The sequence below is a fragment of the Chryseobacterium sp. WG14 genome (assembly GCF_024586945.1).
In the GTDB taxonomy this organism is placed as follows: Bacteria; Bacteroidota; Bacteroidia; order Flavobacteriales; family Weeksellaceae; genus Chryseobacterium.
The window spans coordinates 10,958-32,178 of record NZ_JALCZD010000018.1 but is presented as its reverse complement, the minus strand read 5'-3'; the positions used below and the strand labels follow the sequence as shown (position 1 = coordinate 32,178).

Genomic DNA, 21,221 nt, shown 5'->3' with positions numbered 1-21,221 from the left:
TTTTTGAAATGATTGTTTAAAGAGACAAGCTAAAGGATAATCTTAAGCAATATACTGACTTCTACTTTCCACTCTTCGTTTCGTCTCTTTTCTTCTGTCTCAGCATAAATAGATACAAACTTTCAACCTTCGTTCTTGCCCAAGGTGTCTTCCGTAAAAATTTCAATGAAGAACTGATGCTCGGGTTATCTGTAAAGCATTTTATGTTGATCTGCTCGCCTAATTCCCCAAAACCCTGATAATATTCTACGAGTTCTTCGAGAATAGCATCAAGTCTTTTTCCATGTAAAGGATCTTTTGATTTTTCTTCCATAACGCAGTAAAATTAAAATATTTTATCAGACTTACCGACTAAAATTGTTTAAACTCTTAATCTTTAGTATTTTTGATGAAGCTATTTCTTACCAATAAAAATTATTCGTTACAAAAAAAATATGAGCAAAAATAACGAAGCAAACAGAAAAAAAAATAAAAAGAAAATTGATCAGAAAAAACGTAAAATACAAAGTGCAGAGGCAGAAAGGAAAGCACGTCTAAAACAAATTCGAGAAGACTTCCAGGCAAAAGAAGCCGATGATAAACTGTAAAAATCGTCATGACTAAGCCTAATCGGTTTAAATTTTGTCCTGTATTTTAATATCCAGATTTTAGTTCAATACGTCTGATTATACAACTACACTTCATTCCCTTTAAACAATGATAAACTTTTTATGAAAATTCTGCATACCGCCGACTGGCATTTAGGCAAACGGCTGGACCGCTTTTCCCGTCTGGAAGAGCAAATTCTGGTCATGGAAGAGATGATTGGCATTGCTGATGAAGAAGGTATTGACCTTGTGATTGTTGCCGGCGATCTTTTTGACAATTTTAATCCGGGAGTAGAAGCTTCTGAGCTATTTTATAAAACCCTGAAACGTTTATCTCTAAACGGTAAACGCCCTGTGATTGCTATTTCCGGAAATCATGACTCTCCCAGCCTCATCAATGCTCCCGATCCTTTAGCCAGAGAATGCGGAATTATTTTAATAGGTCATCCCAAAGCAGAAATCACTCCTTTTGGGACCGAACATTTTAATATTCTGAATTCAAAAGAAGGTTTTATTGAACTGGCTATTAAAAATATAAATTTTCCTGTAAGAATTCTGCATACGCCTTATGCCAATGAGATCCGTTTAAAAGAATATTTTGGTGAAAATAAGGAAGAAGAAATCAATAAAATACTTTCCCAGATGTGGAAAAATCTTGCTGATGAATTTTGTGATGATCTGGGTGTCAATCTTCTGACCGCTCATTTGTATATGAACAAAAAAGGCTCTGAACTTCTGGAGGAACCTGAAGGGGAAAAGCCTATTAAAATTGGGAATGCTGATCTGATCTTTTCGGATTGTATTCCTGATCAGATTCAGTATACCGCTTTAGGTCATCTCCACGGTTTTCAAAATATAGGAACGGCAGAGAAACCTGTTGTCTACTCTTCTTCCCCTTTGTGCTATAGCTTTAGTGAGGCAGGACAAACAAAATATGTTTCTATTATTGAAGCATTTCCGGGAAAAAATATTTCTTTTGAAAAGAAGGCGTTGAAAAATGGAAGAACACTGGTAAGGAAAACTTTTACCTCTGTGGAAGATACCGTTCAGTGGCTGAATGAAAACCCGAATACCTTTATTGAACTGACTTTGGAAAGTGAAACCTTTTTAACGGCTGATGAAAGAAAGATGATCTACCAGTCTCATACCGGTATCGTCCATCTTATTCCCAAAATCAAAAACAGTGAAATAACCGGAGAACAGCAACATGAAATCAATTTAAATCAGGATATAGGAGTATTGTTCAAGGATTATTTTAAATCTAAAAATGGAGGACAGGAAGTCAATGAAGAGCTTATGGATTTGTTTAACGAAATTTTAAATATCTAAATTATGATTCCCATTCAACTAACGATTGAAGGTTTATACTCTTACCAGGAGCGTCAGAGCATTGACTTTAAAAACCTCACTGATGCGGGTCTGTTTGGTATTTTTGGTGCTGTAGGTTCCGGTAAATCATCGGTTCTTGAAGCTATTTCGTTTGCTTTATATGGTGAAACGGAACGTCTGAATATGCGTGATAAAAGGGCTTATAATATGATGAATTTAAAGTCAAACAGTTCTTATATAGAATTTGATTTCATCAATTATGAGAATAAGCTGTTTCGTGCAACTAGAGATTTCAGGCGTAATTCTAAAAAATTTGATGATGTAAAGCCTTACGCTGTCACTTTTTACGAGAATATTAATGATAAATGGATACCATTGGATCATTCCAATGCAGAAGCTATCATTGGGTTAAGCTATGCCAATTTTAAACGGACTATTATTATTCCGCAGGGACAGTTTAAAGAGTTCCTTGAATTAGGGGCTGCCGACAGAACCAATATGATGAAGGAGATTTTCAATCTTCAAAAATTTGATCTTCAGAATAATGTGTCTACACTGAATGTAAAAAACAGGTCTGAGCTGGATCAGCTTGAAGGTCAGCTCAAAGGGTTTGAGGAAGTGAGTGAAGAAAATATCCAGCTGCAGAAAGGACTTTTAACAAAAGAACAGAAAAAGCTGGCTGAATCCAATGAAAAATTTGAGAAAATCTCCCATACCTATCAGCAGCTAAAAAACTTAAAAACCGATTTTGAAAGTTTAAAGCAACATAAGGAGAGTTTTACAAAACTGGCTGAACGGAAGCCTAAAATAGATGCACTGGAAACACAGACAGAGCTATACGACCTTATTTCCAGAACTTTTAATCCTTTAATTGCTGAAAAAAATAAGCTTTCAAAAGAAATTACAGATAAGCGGATTGAAAGGGAAAATCAAATTAAAATACTGAAAGAAACCGAGCAAAATTTTACTACTGTAAAGGAACAGCTTTATATCCTTGAAGCTCAGTTCAAGGCTTTGGATCAATCCAGAATACAAGAAAATGATCTGGGTATCATTATACAGATTCTCAGATTTTATGATGAAATTAAAACACTTCGCGCCAGAACTAAGAACGGTTCTGAGAAGGTAGCAGAAGTAAGTATTAATAAAGGAATTGTTCAGAAAAAAATTGAGGAGCTGGCTAAAAGTATTGATGAGCTAAAAGAAAAGAAACTTGACACCTTCCTTCTTTCCAATGTTGGAAACTGGTTTATTCAACAGAAAAACCTCAATAAAACACTGTACGATCAGGCTGGAAAGATTGAGAAACAGCAAAAACAGATTGAAGCCATTTCAGGAGAACTCAAACCTTTTTCTTTTCGTGAAAATTTCAGAGAGGAATTCAAAAAAAAGAGGGAAGTTCTGGAATTAAATAAAAAAGTGCTTTCACAAAAACTGGATCATCTAAAGATTCAAAAAGAGCTTTCCCGGTTCGCCCATGAGCTTCACGACGGAGAATCTTGTCCGCTTTGTGGTTCTTTGGAGCATCCTCATATTGTGGAAATTCAAGATGTAAATTTTGAACTTCAGGAGATTCAGGATAAAATAAGTACCCTTGACCATGATATCCTGAATATTCAAAAACAGGAAACGGAAATTGAGAAGATTCTGGACAGGAAAAAGATCTTTGAAGAGCAACTTATTGCTGAGCAGAGAATTTTGGAACGGATTCAAAAAGATATTGAAGTTCATTTTCAACATTTTATATGGAAACAGTTCAGTCCGGATCATGAAGATGAATTTGAGAAAAAAAGGTCTGATTCCTTTGCTCTTGAAAAAAAGATGGAAGAAACAGAACAGCATATTACTGCAGAACGGGAAATACTTGAAAAGGAAAATAAACTTTTAGAAAAATATAAAACTGCCCTTGAAACTTTCAAGCTGGAAGAGGCTACAAAACAAGAACAGATTAATATCAGCCGTTCCAGCTTAAAAATTCTGGATTGGAATCATTATGAACAGAAAACACTTGCAGAAATAGAGGAAACTTACCAGAAACTGGTACTGTCTAATACTGAAACAGAACAGAATTATCAGAAGGCAGCTCAACAGGAAAAAATAATAGCTCCAAAACTGGCAGAGCAAAAAGCCATCCTGAGCCAGTCTGAAAAACAGATTTCAGCTCTTGAAAAAGAAATTTCGGAAAATACCGAGGCTATCACTAATGCCCTGGCTGCACAAAATATTACTGATTTTAAAGAAGTTGAGATCATTCTGCTTCAAAAACTTAACGTTCTGCAGACCAGGGCCGAAGTTCAACAGTTCAGAATTGACTTTGAAACCTTAAAGAAGATTATTGAAGGATTAGAATTAAAGCTTAAAGGCCTTCTGTTTAATGATGAACAGTTTTCTTCAACTGAAAAACATTTCATTGAGGCTCAGAATGAATTAAAACAAATGAATGATTCTGTTGTAAAGATGGCTTCTGAAATAGAGCGGCTGGAAAAAGAATACAGCAAAAAAGAAGAGCTGTTGAAAGCCCTGTCAAAGCTTCAAAAGCGTTCCGAAAATTTAAAGCTGATGATGAATCTGTTTAAAGGGGCCGGTTTTGTGCAGTATGTCTCTTCTATTTATTTAAGACAGCTTTGTGATCACGCCAATCTGCGTTTTCATAGGATGACCAGAAATCAGCTGAGCCTTCAGCTTAATGAGAATAATGATTTTGAGATCATTGATTACCTTAACGAAGGCAGAAGCAGAAGTGTAAAAACGCTTTCGGGCGGCCAGGTTTTTCAAGTTTCATTAAGTCTTGCACTGGCCTTGGCAGAAAGTGTTCAAGCCAATGCTCAGGCAGATAAAAATTTCTTTTTTATTGATGAAGGTTTTGGAACGCAGGATGCTGAATCGGTAAATATTGTTTTTGAGACCCTTACCAACCTGATGAAAGAGAACAGAATTGTAGGAATTATTTCTCATGTAGAAGAACTTAAAGAAAAAATTCCTACAGCACTCAATATTATTAAAGATGAGGAAAGAGGAAGCCTGATTGAGATTGTTTAACTTTATATTATTAAACCCCAAATCAAAGATTCGAAGTAGTCAAAAGGCACAAAAGTATTTTAAACACTTAAGTTATTTTCAAGTAACAAGCTTGGGCATAGAAAGTACACTTAAGATTATGAAAATCTTCGATTTTCAACTCACGTAAACCTTTTATGCAGTGCAATTGTAAATTTACTTTTGGAGTATAATGCTAGAGAGACAGAAGAAATATTTTGTAAGAGATAACCACTACTTGGTATATCGTAAAAAGAAAGATTCAGAAGTTTTGTGTAAATTAGGCTTGGAGAGAAAGCTTAATAATTGGGATATGCCCACCAAGATTATGCGCGATTTAAAGTTTTTAAGCCGAGTACCTTTTGTGGTTATATTTCTTTCGCAGATTGATTGAGCAGATTTTTATTATGTCTGGATTCCTGCGGAATGACAAGTGCTGTTATTCTAATTGAATAAGATAATACCTGCAAAAATTGTCATCCGAAGGAATCCAGATACTTAAAATTAGCTTTACAAAACGTAAATAATAGCTATGCTCAAATTCCTGCAGAATGACAAATACGTTATTCTAAAGAATGAATATTTTTTAAACACTTTAGCTCACTTAAGTAAGTACAAAAATTACTGAATACAAGTAAGTTCACTTTAGAAGAAAATCAAAGATTTTCATAAAACTTATGTGTACTTCTCAGCAGTTTGATATTAGCTTAAAAAAATCTAAAGTGTCTAAAATCTTTTGTGACCTTTTGTGGTTAAATAATATCCGGCAATTACAGGTTTTGTACCAATGGTTTTACTTCTTTCCCGAATAATTCAATAGACTTCATCACCAGGTCATGAGCAGGATCTCCGATATCCATATGCCCTATAAATCTTGTAATTCCGAAAATCTCTTTCATATAAGCAATTTTATCAGCTACTTCTGCCGGACTACCGATAAATAAAGCGCCTTCTTTGTTTCTTCCCCCGTCATACTGCATTTTTGTATAAGGTGCCCATCCTCTGGAAGCTCCTATCCTATCCATCTGAGATTTATAGGTATGGAAATATCCGTCCACTACATTTTGATCATCACTCACAAAAGTATGGGAATGAATCGCAATCTGCATTTTGGATACATCATGTCCTGCTTTCTGGTATTCCTGTTTGTAAAACTCAATCAGGTTTTTAAACTGGGTAGGCATTCCTCCGATAATAGCTACCACCAGAGGCATTCCCAATTGGGCAGCACTTAATACAGATTGCGGAGTTCCTCCTACTGCTCTCCAGATCGAAAGCTTTCCGTTATTTTTTGCCCTTGGATATACGGTCTGGTTTTGCATCGGTGCCCGTAGTTTTCCTGACCAGGTTACATTTTCTTCGGAATTAATCTTTAATAGCAACTCCAGTTTCTCATCAAAAAGCTCCTCATAGTCATTCAATGAATACCCATATAGAGGGAATGATTCGATGAAGCTTCCGCGGCCTACGAATATTTCTGCTCTTCCGTCTGAAATAAGATCTAAGGTTGAAAAATCTTCGTACACCTTTACCGGCTCTGAAGAGCTTAAGACAGTCACCCCGCTTGCTAATTTTATATTTTTTGTAATACTTGCTGCTGCTGCCAATACCATTTCAGGAGAAGAAACAGCATAATCCGGACGGTGGTGTTCTCCCATGGCGAAGACATCGATTCCTACCTCATCCATCAATTTTACCTGTTCCAAAATTTCACGAATCTTTGTTCCGGCATCTCTATATTTTCCGGTGGACTGATCAAAAGCCAGATCACCGAACATTCCTATTCCTAATTCCATATTGTTGATTTTATATACACAAAATTACAGGAATAAAAAGTCAAAAACATTGATGTTTGTTAAGAACGTAAACTTGATTTCCAAACACAAATGATGCTAGTTTCTTGCACAAATATCACGACTTTATTTTTGAAGAATATCAATTTATATTTATACGGTGTTGGAAAACGCAAAGACGCAAATTGTTTTAAAAGGTTACATTTTTAAGACGCAAGGATTTTATCTGCGATAATAATTGCAGACCTCTCTATATTTGCCGTGGATGTACAAATAAAACTATTTATATACCTGTCGTATAGACATACAGATCCCTTGCTGAAAATCTCCGATTTTCTTGCGCCTTAAAGCAATATGATAGTAAGCATTCTTTGCGCCCTTGCGTCTTCAACAAAAAGAAGGTGTATCACAACTAGACGATGTGGGTTGAGAATCGTTTAAACGAAAACCCTTCTCATATAGGGGTATAGGAAAATTTCATAAAAAAGGCCGTTTTCACGAGTTGTGAGACGGCCTCTTCATTATTATTTTTTCAGGTACTGATCAAAGTAATCTGTAATTTTCTGCATCAGGTGAACCCTGTCTTTTCCGATCACATTATGCGGATGTCCCGGATAAGTAAAGTAATCCAACTGAACCCCATTATCAACCGCAGATTTGATGAATTTTATAGAATGCTGCCATACCACTACATCATCCTGAGCTCCGTGAATCATCAATAATTTTCCTTTCAGGTTCTGTACTTTATCTAAAAGATTGGCCGCAGCATATCCCTGTGGATTTTCCTGTGGGGTATCCATATATCTTTCCCCATACATAATTTCGTACATGCTCCAGTCGATCACCGGTCCTCCGGCAACTCCTACTTTAAATACATCCGGTTTACGAAGCATAAAGCTTGTAGTCATAAACCCTCCAAAGCTCCAGCCATGGATTCCCATTTTTGTACCGTCTACATAAGGAAGAGATTTCAGGTAGTCTACACCTTTCATCTGGTCATTCATTTCGGTAGTTCCCAGATTTCTGAATACAGCCTGCTCAAACTTCATTCCACGGTTAGAAGATCCTCTTCCGTCCATGGTAAAGATGATATATCCATTCTGAGCCATATATTCATACCATAGGTTTCCTGACGCCGGGAAAGTATTTGTTACCAACTGTAAGTGCGGACCATTGTACAAATAAACAATGGTAGGATACTTTTTATTAGGATCAAAATTTGTTGGAAGGATGATCTTTCCATATAAAGGTGTTCCGTCATCAGCTTTCAATTCTACATTTTTAATTTCAGGTCTCTGATAATTTTTCAATGTATTTTCTGCTGTAAAAATATTCGTAGACTTTAAATTGCTGGTATTAATAATATTTCCAATTCTTGGCGAATTGGCATTACTATAAACATCATACAGATAATTTCCGTCGCTGCTCAATACACCGGCATGCATTCCTTCTGCATCATCCAGTCTCTGCATTTTGAAGTTGGTCCAATTGATCTTATACAAATGTCTTTCTAAAGGAGTTTCTTTTGTTGACGTAAAATAGATCTCTTTCTTCTTTTCATTAAACCCTAAAATATCGGTTACCAGCCAGTCGCCTTTTGTAATCTGCGCAACCAATCCTTTTTCCAGGCTGTAATGGAACAGGTGATTGTACCCTGTTCTCTGACTTTGCCAAATAAAATCTGTATTGGAATTTGGGAAGAAAGTAAGTGGGTGCTGTGGCTCCACATATTTACTGTCGGTCTCTTCAAATAAAGTTTTTACCAGTTCTCCGGTAGCGGCATCATACTGATTCATTTTCATATGATTCTGTCCTCTGTTCAGTACTGCTACAAAAATGTATTTTGAATCCGGGCTCCAGGTAACAGCAGTTAAATACTGGTCTTTTTCGCCTTCAACTTTCAGAAAAGTTGTTGACTGGGTTTTAATATTAAAAACGCCTAAAGTTACCTGATGGGAAGTCTGACCTGCCATCGGGTATTTAATATTGTTGTTTACAGCAGGTGTTACAGACCAATCGATGATCGGGTAATCTGCAACCATAGACTGATCCATTTTATAGAAAGCTACACTTTCGGAATTGGGAGCGGGAAAAATTCCGGTGTCTATTCCGAATTCATTCCTGTGAACAGCCTGTCCACTGATAATATTTTCGTTTGTTTCGTTAGTGACTGCAATCGTTTTTCCGTTTTTACTCACAAACAGGTTGTTCTTTGCTGTAAAAGCGAAAGTCTGACCATCCCCAAAAACTTTCACATTGGAGGCATCTTTATCTATGGTCACCTGATTTTTCACTTTCCAGTCATTTCCTGATTTTTCAATCCAGAACATTTTACCGTCTTTGTTAAAATAACCATTTGAAGTACTCGAAAACTTAATCTGAGGGACAGCGTTCAGTTTATCATCGGCAAACTGCCTGTTCAGCTGTGTTAAGGATACCAGAGTATCTTGTTTATTGGTTTTCAGATCTGTCACCAGATACCCTCCTTTCACGGACTGGATATAGGATTTTCCGTCTGCAGACCATGAAAATTGTGAAATATTTTTCACAGCAAGGTTGGTTCTCATCCCATTTACAGCCTCCGCCATGGTAAACTTCTGTGTCTGGGCGAATGCAGCATTTCCCAAAACCAGCATCAATAAAGAAAACTTATATAATTTCATTGCGTAAAATTGAATCCATCAAAAATAAGAAATAAAAATCATCCGTTAAGAAATGTTAAATTAAAACATTCATAAAATGGAGTTAATGGATTAAAAGAAATTATTTCTTACCTTAATATTAGGATTTGAGTATTGTGGAAATTGCCATGGCGCAAAATACATTGAGATTGTTTCATTTTGATCTTCTCAATGAGGATATTGTCAAAGATGAGGATAAGTCTAGCCCCGATAGTAACGGTTACCCCACAGCATGCATTGGAGGGTTTGGGGATTGGAGCGTTGGAGTGTATTGGCGAGAGGAGTAAAAGTGGATAGCGGGAAAAAGCTCAAAAAAAAAGCAAAAAGAATCATAATTTACATATACCCTGCATTTCTTATCCTATATCAATGTTCCGTATATGCTCTCTATCCTACATTTGCATCATTAATAACAAACAAAAATAAAAATACAATGGCAACAAAATGGAACCTAGACCCAACGCATAGTGAGATTACTTTTAAAGTAAAACATATGATGATTTCTAATGTAAAAGGAAGTTTCAGAACTTTCACTGCAGAAATCGAAGCGGAGGATGATACTTTCGCCAATGCAAAAACTACCGCTACTATTCAGACGGATTCTGTTTTCACCAATAATACAGACAGAGATAATCACCTAAAGTCTGGTGAATTCTTCAATGCTGAGCAATATCCAACGATTACTTTTGATTCTCAGGCCCTGAATGATCAGGTAGTGGGAAATCTTACGATCAATGGGATTACGAAGCCTGTAACGTTAGATGTAGATTTCGGAGGAATCAATGTTGATCCGTGGGGAAATACAAAAGCGGGATTCTCTTTTGAAGGGAAAATAAGCAGAAAAGATTTCGGATTAAACTGGAATGCAGCTTTAGAAGCAGGAGGAGTAATGGTAAGTGATGATGTAAAAGTAGCTGGTGAATTACAGTTTGTAAAACAAGCATAGTTTTTTTCATATATTTTATAAAAGGTTCAGGGATTTTACTAAAAACCTTGAACCTTTTATTTTTTATTATTATTAAATTATGAACCTCAACGATCTGCAAAACATAAGTGAAAACTTCCAGAGCACTCAGAGAATGCCTGTTCTATTTTTAGGACATGGGTCTCCTATGAATGCTATTGAAGAAAACCAGTTTGTACAGGGCTTCCGAAAAGCAGCTGCAGAGATTCCCAGACCTAATGCTATTCTGTGTATTTCTGCACACTGGTATACGGAAGGGACGTTTGTCACTGCCATGGAGATGCCTAAAACAATTCATGATTTTTATGGTTTTCCGAAAGAATTATTTGATGTACAGTATCCTGCTCCCGGAAATCCTCAGCTAGCCGCGGAAACTGCTGAGCTGTTATTACCCGTGGAGGTTGAAGAAGACCATAGCTGGGGGCTGGATCATGGGGCATGGTCAGTCATCAGACATATGTATCCTGAAGCTGATATTCCGGTCATTCAACTGAGTATTGATTATACCAAGCCTCCGCAATATCATTATGACCTGGCTAAAAGGCTTCATAAACTCCGTGAAAAAGGAATTCTGATCATTGGCAGCGGAAATATTGTTCATAACCTGCGTTTAATCGACTGGAAAAATATCAATACAGTGGGTGCCGGCTGGGACTGGGCAGTGGAAGCGAGGGAAAAAACCAATAACTGGCTTCTTGACGGTAATTTCCAGCCTATTATTGATTATCAGAAACAGGGAATATTTTTGCAATACGCTGTGCCTACCCCTGATCACTATCTTCCGCTTATCTATACTTTAGGGTTGAAAGACCGGTCTGAACAATTGTCTTTATTTAATGACGAACTTATTGGAGGTTCACTAAGCATGACAAGTGTGAGAATTGGATAATTCTGTATCCTAAGCTCATGATAAACGCTTTATAAACAGTTTTTTAAGGCTAAAATCACAAATTGCTGTTGAAAACATTGTACGTTCGTAGTGGCGATGAACTCAGCAAAGTTGTATTCTATACTAAGCGGCAAGTGAAAGCAAAAAACAGATATAATAAAGCCCCTCAACCTAGCTGGTTGAGGGGCTTGTTTTTTGAAATAGTATTTTATTGCACTGCTTTTAAAACATTGATGTTTCCATAGCCATAGCTTGAATTCACATTTGGATAATAAGTGGCAGACTGTCTCATTTTATTAAGGACCTGATCTCTGGTCCATGATGGATTTTTAGCCCACACCAAGGCTGCAATTCCGGCTGTTGCCGCTGTAGCTACTGATGAACCGCCTACATAATCGGCCTGTCCGTTATAATAACTTAAAACCGGAACGGTATTTCCTGAAGCTCTTTCCATCTGGAAGGTAAAGTCTATCTCACCTCCGGAATGGCAAACATCACATTTCTGATTGGAAGTTCCTTCTTTCACTCCAGTTATGGCTTGTGTTTCCGGCATCCATGCAGGGAAAATAACGCCTACAAAAGTGGTAAAGCTGGTAGAGGTACCTCCTGCACAGAAAATTAATTTTCCTTTGGAATAGGCATATTTTACACCATCTTCAATTTTTCCTACTGAAAAAATATGTCCCATAGACATAGAAATAATCTTTACACTGGCATTATTTGCCAGCTCTGTAAATGCCGTTTTCACTCCTGTCTGCTCACTTGAGGTATCCAATACTACATTTGTTGCAGCCCTGTAAGCAATTAAATTGGCATTATAGGCAACTCCTACAGGCAGTCCTGCATTATTTCTCGGTGCCGCCATTACGGAAGCCATTTTTGTTCCGTGCCCACACTGATCTGCAGAACCATCTGAATTATAGACCCCAAATTTACTGATTGTTCTCCCTGAGGAGGATCCGTTATTAAAGCTGTTTCCAAGAAACGCCTGCTCTGGTGAAACGCCTGTATCTACCAGGCCAATGGTAACGCCAGCTCCGGTACTGTAGCCCCATGCACCAGGAATATTATGTTTGGTAAAAGCCCAGGGAATTTTCGCACCCGGAGTGGTGGAAGTATAGTCATCAGCATTCAAAGTAGTAGATGAAAATCCACATCCTGAACCGCTGCCTGAGGATCTTGAAGCTAGATTGTATTTATTTTCATTTTCGAAATAGTGATAATCCCCCGGTTCAAGATACCGGATAGTCTTCATCTGTCGAAGCGCTTTAATGGTTTCTTCTTTTTCAATAACTACATCGATCTGGTTGAGGTACTTATCTGAGGTAAGAAAGAAAGTTCTTTCATCTTTTCCTTCATATTTTTTGATTATCGATAAAATCTCAGTTTCCATGGCCTGGTTATTTGAAGATTTGCTTCTATCAAAATCTTCTTTAGATTCTCCAAATCCAATGGATACCATTTTATTTCCCTGAAAGATGGCGCTCCATAAAAAATGATCAGATTGATTGGCCCAGTTGAAAGAACCTTTTGTTTTGATGGACTGGTTAATTCCCTCATTAATTTGTTTGGCAGTCAGGGGATCTTTCTGACTCATTTCAATGTTTGAACTTTCATTCTGGAAATCTTCGGTATTACAAGAGCTTAAAGCAAAAAATATTGCTACTAAGAATACACTTTTTTTCATATGTTATAATTTTGGTTGGGACCAATATAACACTTTATTGTGAATTACCTATTTTTTAAAGGTGAATTCTATATTATCCGAATATTAATAACACTTTAAGGATGAAATCAACAATATTCAATGAAATCTATAATATTTTTTCAAAACAGACACTATTATCTATTCCAATGTACTGTCCATAGTTCGGAATGCGATAGAAGCCACTTTTTTCATAGACAGAAATAGCGTTCTTTAAGTCTATGGAAGTTTCTAAAACAGCTTTTTCAAATCCCGATTCTTTAGCCCAATTTTCCAATTCTCCTACTATGGCAGAAGCTAACCCTCTTTTTCTGAAAGCCGGATTAGTGTACATTCTTTTGATTTCTACAGTATTTTCCGAAAGTTCTTTAAATGCTCCGCATGCTGCCGGCAGTTCATCAATATAGGCAACAATACAGTTTTTAAGCTTATCAATTGTATTAAACTGTTCAAAAAAAGCATTTTCTTCCCCATTGTGTACCGCAAGATCTGCATCGAGAAGTTGTACTAAATTTTGAAAATCCGGATGGGTAGAATCAAGTCTTTTTATAGTCATATATATTTAATTAAAAAAATAGGATAAAACAAAAAAGCTCCCTTCCGGAAGCTTTTTTGGGGTATATTTTATTTTACGATAAATTTTCGTTCATTAATCAGGGCTGCAATAGCCAGCATATCCTGACCTATTAATCTGTCTTCTTCAAGTTTGGTAACTTTAGAGCGGAGAACAGCAACATTCTCTTCAATGATCTTAGAACATTTGGAAGGCCTTCTGAATTCCAGCCCCTGTGCTGCAAACATCAGCTCAACCGCTAAAATATTAACCAGATTCCCCAGGACCTGATTGAATTTTCTCCCTGAAATACTTCCCATAGAAACATGATCCTCCTGACCTAAACTTGTAGGAATAGAGTCTGCAGAGGCAGGGAAACACAGTGTTTTATTCTCTGTAACTAACGCCGCAGAAGTATACTGAGGAATCATAAATCCTGAATTCAATCCTGAGCTTTCTGTTAACAATCTTGGAAGGCCATATTTCCCTTCTAATAATAAATAGCTTCTTCTGTCTGAGATATTTCCTAATTCCGCAGCCGCTAACGTTGCATAATCTAAAGGTAATGCCATCAGCTGCCCATGGAAGTTACCTCCGGAAATAGATTCTTCAGCACTTAATACAATAGGATTGTCGGTAACAGAATTTAATTCTGTTTCAGCCATACCTCTAAGATGTTCAAAAGCATTTCTGCTGGCCCCGTGAACCTGCGGCACACATCTCATGGAATACGGATCCTGCACTCTTTCACAATCTTCATGTGCCTTCATGTTTTCTGATCCTTTTAAGAACTTAAGCATTCTTGCCGCCACTTTTTTACTTCCTTCAAAAGGCCTGATATCATGAAGTTCTTTTTTGAAAGGGCTTGAAGAACCTCTATATGCTTCAATACTCATGGCTGCCGTGACATCTGCAAGGTCTAATAAGTATTCAAATTTTTCCAATCCTTTGATAGCATGAGCCAGGATAAACTGAGTTCCGTTAATTAATCCAAGGCCTTCTTTTGGTCCTAAAGCTAAAGGCTCAAGGTTGTATTTTTCCAACACATCCATTGTATTGGAAACCTGGTCTCCTTCCCAAACCTGCCCTAACCCAAGTAAAGGAAGAACCAGATGTGCTAAAGGCGCCAGATCTCCTGATGCACCTACAGATCCCTGCTCCGGTACAACCGGAATAATATCCTTTTCCAACATCAGGATCAGTCTCTCAATCACATCAAGAGAAACTCCGGAAAATCCTTTTGACAAAGCATGAACTTTGGCAATGATCATGATTTTTGAAAATTCTTTATCAATGGGTTTTCCTACACCTACTGCATGGGAAATAATTAAGTTATACTGCAACTGGGCTGTTTCGTCAGCTGATATTTTAGTATCGCACAGTGGCCCGAAGCCTGTATTGATTCCATATACACATCTATCGGATTCTACTATTTGCTGTACGTTTTTCTGAGATTTTAATATTTGTTCTTTTGCCGCTTTATTCAGCTTCGCTTTACTGGGGCTTTTACAGATTTCCAGAACATCATGGAAAGTTAAAACATCTACTCCGTATATCATTTCTAAAAAATTTTCTTAAAATTACACATTTAACAATAATTAAAGAAACTAAATTTCAATGTTCTATCTTTTTCTCCAAATAAGTTAATTAATTTGTTATTTTTACCGCCGAATAAAAAACAATAATACATGAGACTTACATCTTTACTGCTTGCTTTATGCCTTGCAGGTACCACTACTTTCGCCCAGAAAGTAAAATACTCTAAAGAGGATATCAAAAAAATGGAAACATACCTTTTTAATGAAGGTTTCAATACTCCATCCCCGAAAAAAACATCAACCATTATTTTGAAAGACGGAACCTCTTACAAAGGGTTTTGTAGCAAGATTGAAACAAAAAAAGGACAGATTTATGAGGTAGCTATCAAAGACAGTGCTACAAAAAAGAATGCTACCTTTAATGCTGAACAGATCAATGAAATGTACGTTTATCCAAGTAACGCAGAAAAAATTGCAAAAGTGGCCAAGTACATGGGGAATATCAGAAATTTCGGAACAAAGAAATTAACAAAGAATACCAATAATGACAGGATCTATTTTGTAAACCAAACGGTTTCATTAAAGAACAAAAAGGATGATAAAGAATTTCTGATGCAGGTTATCAACCCCGGTTTTGATGATATTATTTCTGTATATCATGATCCGAGAGCTAAAGAAACAACAGGCTTTTCGGTGATGGGCTCTCCACAGCTTGGCGGTGGGGTTATCAAATCTTATTATGTAAAGAAAGGAGACAAAATTATGTGGCTTCATAAAGATGATTTTGAAGACAACTATGATTTCCTTTTTGGTGACAATGCAGAATTCATGAAAAAATATCCTAAAAACTCTGTAGAGTGGGATTATTTCAGCTTTCTTATCAGTGCTTACACTGATATGAATAACGGATAAAAACATTCAATTTATAGAATTAATACCTGCGGAGCAATTCTGCAGGTATTCTTTTTTTAAATATAGAAAGATTCCTTAATTTTGTTATATGAATCCTTCTTTAGAATTACAGCTCAAAACTTTACCTTCGGAACCCGGTGTTTATCGTTATTATGATAAAAATGAACAGCTATTGTATGTGGGTAAGGCCAAAAACTTAAAAAAGAGGGTTCTCTCCTACTTCAACAAAAACCTTTCAGGGTACAGGATCAAAATAATGGTTGGGAAAATCCAGCGCCTGGAAACTACTATTGTAAACAGTGAGTATGATGCTCTTTTATTGGAAAACAATCTGATCAAGGAACATCAGCCATTTTACAATGTGATGTTGAAAGATGATAAAACCTATCCCTGGATCTGTATTAAAAATGAAGATTTCCCAAGAATTTTTCTCACCAGAAATGTAATTAAAGATGGTTCTGAATACTATGGCCCCTATGCAAAAGTGCGTCCGGCAAAAATATTATTAGATACCATCAAACATATCTATAAACTGAGAACCTGTAATCTGAATCTTTCTCCGAATAAAATAGCCGACGGAAAATACAAAGTCTGTCTTGAATATCATATCAAAAATTGTGAAGGGCCTTGTGAAGATCTTGAAAGTAAAGAGGATTATGATGAAAAGATAGATGCTATCCGTGGAATGATCAAAGGAGAATTCCGGAAGGCAAAAGATTATCTGATCAATCAGATGATGAAACTCGCCTCTAATTTGCAGTTTGAAGAAGCTCAGATTATCAAAGAAAGACTGGATATATTGGAAGATTACCAAGCTAAAAATACGGTTGTCAATCCTAATATTGACGATGTGGATGTTTTTGGAATGGTGAGTGATGAAACCGCCGCGTATGTCAATTTTTTTAAAATAAGAAACGGAAATATTATTCAGAGTTTTACTACAGAGATTAAAAAAATCTTAGAGGAAGCGGATGAAGATATTATGGAAGAGGCTTTGATTGAGATCAGGCAGAAATTCAGTTCCAACTCAAAAGAAGTATTGCTTCCTTTTCATTTATCTGTAGAAATTCCTAATGTAAAACTTATTGTTCCTAAAGTAGGTGATAAAAAGAGAATTGTAGAGCTGTCCGAAAAAAACGCTAAAGAATACCGTCTTGAAAAATTAAAACAGGTTCAGATTGTGGATCCTGAAAGACATACCAACAGGATAATGGCTGAGATGCAAAAACTGCTCAGAATGCCTGTAGAACCAAGACATATTGAAGGTTTTGACAACTCCAATATTCAGGGAACAAACCCGGTTTCTGCCTGTGTAGTTTTTAAAGACGGCAGGCCCAGCAAAACGGACTACAGGATTTTTCATCCTAAAACCGTAGAAGGGCCTAACGACTTTGCTACGATGGAGGAAGTGATCTATCGCCGTTATAAAAGAATGGTAGATGAAGGGGAAGACCTGCCCCAATTAATTCTGATAGATGGTGGAAAGGGCCAGCTATCTTCTGCTGTAAAGAGCCTGAAATTATTGGGTCTTTATGGTAAGATAACTATTGTGGGAATTGCAAAAAGACTGGAAGAGATATTCTTTCCCGAAGATCCTATTCCGCTCTATCTTGACAAAAAATCTGAAACATTAAAAATTCTTCAAAGAGTTCGTGATGAAGCCCACCGTTTTGGAGTTAAGCATCATAGAACAAGAAGAAAGAACTCTACTATAAAATCTGAACTGGAGGAAATTCCCGGAGTGGGAGAAAAAACAATTGAATTGTTATTATCAAAGCTTAAATCTGTTAAAAGGATTAAAGAATCCAATCTGGAAACATTAGAAGAAATTCTGGGCAAGAGTAAAGCAAAGGTAGTTTGGGAATTTTTTAATTCAAATTAAAACGCTTTTACATCCACATTTTACTGTCACACCTTTTTTTAATCCTATATGCATTTGATTTTGATATTTTTTAAATACTATCAAAATTCCAATAATAAAAGGCCTTTTTAGATTTTCTAAAATGGCCTTTACTATATTTATGTAGTATTGGCGTATAGATTAAGTTATTGTCCCATAAAAAGACAAAATATAACAAATCCCTAATGATCGATTAAAAACAATATATATAAATATTAATTAATAAAATATTATAAATAAATTAACATTATTTATAATATTTTTCGTAAATTAGTACAGCTTTCAAAGTTTAGATAGAGTAAAAAATAATCTGAGTTAAAATAATACAGGCGGCTTTAGAAACAAAAACAGATGACAGAGTTCTGTACTCCTATTGAGAAAACACATCAACATATATACATATAAAAGGCTCTTTTTAAGAGCCTTTTATAATATTATTTCTTTAAGATCTTAATCAGATAATCTCCCTTAGCCGTTTTAATTCTAAGGAAATAAATTCCTGAAGAAAGTTCGGCAACATCAATTTTATCATTGGGATACGTTATATTCTTAACCAGCTTCCCGGCTGCATCGAAAATTTTAACTGTTTCAATTTTATCATTTTCTTTGGAATGTATTGAAAAATAGTCTGAAACCGGATTAGGATAAATCTTGATATTAAAATCAGCATTCTTCTCTTCCTGTTTTACAGATTCGTTAGTCGCCATATAAATGGGTAAAGTATCCGTGATGGCGTAAAATTCACTTCCATGCTCTTTTGTGAAAATGGTCAGGAACAGCTCTTCTCCGTCCGTTGCCATTTTCTGAATATTTTCATTAGCCAGCAGCTGATTATCATCATTCGTAACAAAAATATCCATTGGCACTGTATCTGAAGCAATACCATTAGTTTTCCATACTTTTTGGGAATCACCATTCAGGAAGTAAAGATAGTTATTGGCACAAACCATATCCTTTATTGCAGAAAATCCGGATTTCACATTATAAGTACCATTGACTGTGCCATCAGTCCTCCACAGTTCTTTATGATAATTATTGGTGAAAAATAGCTGGTTTCCACATTTTTTAAACTTCACATTTGCCGTAAAGTTTCCTGCTATAATTTTTTCTGTGCCCGCAACTGTTCCATCGGAAGAATGGAGACCTGAAGAGAAACCTGTAGTCACATAAAATAATTTGTCATTGAGTATTCCTGTTTCCCTGTAAATAGTTCCAGAACCGGCAGGTTCTACATAGGATTTTAACAGTACAGATGAAGCCTGGTCACCATCCGAAGACCAAAGCTCCGTATGTTCATTACTTGAATTATTCTCCTGAGCCAGAGTAAAGAATAATTTATTATTAACAGCGCTCAAGACTTTTATATCCCCATCCGTCCCATTCTGATATGTAAATTGAATGGTTTTATTGGTATTAGGATACGTACCGTCAGACTTCCAGATTCCCAGTTTTCCGTTCTGTCTCGCTATAAAATATGCGTATCCGTCTAGGACAGCCGTTTTAGTATCCACATCATATAAACTTCCCATATTGTCCACCGATATATCTTTTACTAAATCCATTGTATTTGAACTGTTGTTAATTCTCCAAAGCTCAGTTCCTGTAAAGTTACTATAGGCGGAGAAGAGCAGCATATTATCATTCAGGCTGGTATAGACAATTCTATTTGTAATTGGTTCCAACATAATGATTACATTTGAGCCTGCAGCCGTTCCATCTGTCCTGTAAAAGCCTCCTTTTGTGTAAAGATAGTTTCCTACTTTAGTGAACTCATCGTCAAAAGTGGTAGCTATTCCCCCTGGTAAAGCTCCACCGGTATTAAAGAAAGATAATCTTTCAACCTGTTGGGTGCTTTTATTTCTCTTATATAGCTGATTACTAAATTCCCGGTCTTTGGCGATAAAGATCAGATTATTGTTCAGTACATCAAAAGAATGTGGTTCAGAACCTTCCACCCTGTTAATATCAGCAGCTATTGAAATAACTTTCGTCGCTGGATCCAGAGAAAAGACTTCACCACCGTTTCTTTGGTTTGTACCAGCCAGATAAACTTTAGAATTAAGATCTATAAAACTATTGTCCACCGGTAAAGCTAATCCTGTAATTTCAAATGGCTGAACAGAACCTCCATTGGTGATCCAATATCTTAGCCCTGAATTTACAGTGTTATATATTAAATGTATCCCATCTGAACTCTTTCCATATAATTTCATTTCCGGAGGTGTACTAAATAATGCTGTTCCAGCCAGAGTTCCATCAGTTTCCCAGATATAATTTCCATAATTCGGGGTTATTCCGTTAGAATTACTTTCAAAATAGATTTTATTGTTAAAACTAATGAATTTAGGCATTGCCATGGAGCTTGTCGCTCCCGGCGTAATATCTTTTAATAATTGAGTTCCAGCAGCCGTTCCATCTGACACCCACGGTTCAATTCCACTTCCCACAGGGTCTAAGCCTTTAAATACAAAATAATTATCTGAAGCTGCCCCATCCAATTCCGGAACCTTTACAGGTGTCACAGACACCGTACCGGCAGTAGTTCCGTTACTTTCATAAAGCTCATATCCAGCCGCCCCATTGCCCACAAAATAAAACTTATTATTTAATTCAATAATTTTAAAATCATTAGAAATACTTGATCCCGAGTTTGGGGCGATATCTTTCAGCAAAGTGGTACCGCCCGGTGTACCATCAGACTTCCAGATCTCTTTTCCGTGTACTCCGTCATTAGCTGCCAGAAACAATTCATTGTGAAAAGAATATAATTTTACATTTCCGGAATAGGAAAATGTTTTTAATGACTGCAGATCGTCAGTAACCGCATCATAAGCCCACAGCTCATTAGATTGGTAAAAGAAAATTTTATTTCCCACCACCACAAGCTCATCAATAACAAAATTTGAGCTAAGGTCTTTTAACTTTGTTGTTCCAACACTTGTTCCGTCCGTTACCCAAAGCTGGTAATAGGATGAGTTTTGCTGGGCAAGAAAATAGACTTTATTATTTAATTTTACTGAGGCAGGAGATCCTGATATACCAGCGCTGGGCCCCGGATAAATATCTTTCAGCAAACTAGATTTTTGAGTAGTGGAATTAAAGCACCAGAGCTCTCTTCCTTCATAAGGAGACCCGGTTGCCGGGAAAATGATCAGATCATTAAGTTTGATAAACGATTTTGGATCACTTGAAGCTCCAAAATTAATCTCATGCAATTGTGTATTCAATACAGTTTGTGCAGTTGAAAATATTGACAGTAAAGTCAATATAGGAATGTAAAGTTTTTTCATGGTTTTAAAAATTAATCCTTAATTCAAACATCATGAATTAAGGA

General features: G+C 36.4%; 14 protein-coding genes. 7 read left to right on the top strand and 7 right to left on the bottom strand.

Features of this window, described 5'->3' with window-relative positions; all coding sequences use genetic code 11:
* Window positions 1-61: 61 nt before the first annotated feature.
* Window positions 62-313, bottom strand: coding sequence for a VF530 family DNA-binding protein (locus MP478_RS21420; RefSeq protein WP_230040030.1), 252 nt, complete (start codon window positions 311-313; stop codon window positions 62-64).
* A 121-nt stretch (window positions 314-434) separates the two neighbouring features.
* Between MP478_RS21420 and MP478_RS21415 the strand changes: the two genes are divergently transcribed.
* From MP478_RS21415 to MP478_RS21405, 3 genes are all read left to right on the top strand, one after another.
* Complete coding sequence (locus MP478_RS21415; RefSeq protein ID WP_230040032.1) at window positions 435-587, top strand: hypothetical protein; 153 nt, start codon at window positions 435-437, stop codon at window positions 585-587.
* Window positions 588-710: 123 nt separating this feature from the next.
* A complete protein-coding gene (locus MP478_RS21410) occupies window positions 711-1,916 on the top strand; it encodes an exonuclease subunit SbcD (protein WP_230040034.1) in 1,206 nt (401 codons plus the stop codon).
* Between the two features lie 3 nt (window positions 1,917-1,919).
* Window positions 1,920-4,955, top strand: coding sequence for an SMC family ATPase (locus MP478_RS21405; RefSeq protein WP_257201605.1), 3,036 nt, complete (start codon window positions 1,920-1,922; stop codon window positions 4,953-4,955).
* Between the two features lie 767 nt (window positions 4,956-5,722).
* Here the strand turns inward: MP478_RS21405 and MP478_RS21400 are convergent.
* Complete coding sequence (locus tag MP478_RS21400; protein WP_257201604.1) at window positions 5,723-6,748, bottom strand: Atu2307/SP_0267 family LLM class monooxygenase; 1,026 nt, start codon at window positions 6,746-6,748, stop codon at window positions 5,723-5,725.
* A gap of 521 nt (window positions 6,749-7,269) precedes the next feature.
* Window positions 7,270-9,408 carry a S9 family peptidase gene (locus MP478_RS21395; protein ID WP_257201603.1) on the bottom strand — a complete coding sequence of 713 codons (2,139 nt, stop codon included), beginning with the start codon at window positions 9,406-9,408 and terminating at the stop codon, window positions 7,270-7,272.
* A gap of 451 nt (window positions 9,409-9,859) precedes the next feature.
* Between MP478_RS21395 and MP478_RS21390 the strand changes: the two genes are divergently transcribed.
* A complete protein-coding gene (locus MP478_RS21390; protein ID WP_103291681.1) occupies window positions 9,860-10,372 on the top strand; it encodes a YceI family protein in 513 nt (170 codons plus the stop codon).
* A 79-nt stretch (window positions 10,373-10,451) separates the two neighbouring features.
* Entirely contained in the window at window positions 10,452-11,279 is an 828-nt protein-coding gene (gene ygiD, locus MP478_RS21385; RefSeq protein WP_257201602.1) for a 4,5-DOPA dioxygenase extradiol, read from the top strand.
* Between the two features lie 208 nt (window positions 11,280-11,487).
* Here ygiD and MP478_RS21380 read toward each other — a convergent pair whose 3' ends face one another.
* From MP478_RS21380 to hutH, 3 genes are all read right to left on the bottom strand, one after another.
* Entirely contained in the window at window positions 11,488-12,966 is a 1,479-nt protein-coding gene (locus MP478_RS21380) for a S8/S53 family peptidase (RefSeq protein ID WP_257201601.1), read from the bottom strand.
* A 127-nt stretch (window positions 12,967-13,093) separates the two neighbouring features.
* Complete coding sequence (locus MP478_RS21375) at window positions 13,094-13,540, bottom strand: GNAT family N-acetyltransferase (protein WP_257201600.1); 447 nt, start codon at window positions 13,538-13,540, stop codon at window positions 13,094-13,096.
* 68 nt (window positions 13,541-13,608) lie between these two features.
* Window positions 13,609-15,096 (bottom strand): histidine ammonia-lyase, encoded by a 1,488-nt coding sequence (gene hutH / locus MP478_RS21370; RefSeq protein WP_257191679.1) that lies wholly within the window; start codon window positions 15,094-15,096, stop codon window positions 13,609-13,611.
* A gap of 129 nt (window positions 15,097-15,225) precedes the next feature.
* On the opposite strand from hutH, the gene MP478_RS21365 reads away from it, so the two are divergent.
* Together MP478_RS21365 and uvrC are read left to right on the top strand one after the other, a co-directional pair.
* Window positions 15,226-15,987, top strand: coding sequence for a hypothetical protein (locus MP478_RS21365; protein WP_257191680.1), 762 nt, complete (start codon window positions 15,226-15,228; stop codon window positions 15,985-15,987).
* 88 nt (window positions 15,988-16,075) lie between these two features.
* A complete protein-coding gene (uvrC, locus tag MP478_RS21360; protein ID WP_257201599.1) occupies window positions 16,076-17,869 on the top strand; it encodes an excinuclease ABC subunit UvrC in 1,794 nt (597 codons plus the stop codon).
* 452 nt (window positions 17,870-18,321) lie between these two features.
* Here the strand turns inward: uvrC and MP478_RS21355 are convergent, their stop codons facing one another.
* Window positions 18,322-21,177 (bottom strand): T9SS type A sorting domain-containing protein, encoded by a 2,856-nt coding sequence (locus tag MP478_RS21355; RefSeq protein WP_257201598.1) that lies wholly within the window; start codon window positions 21,175-21,177, stop codon window positions 18,322-18,324.
* Between the last annotated feature and the right edge of the window lie 44 nt (window positions 21,178-21,221).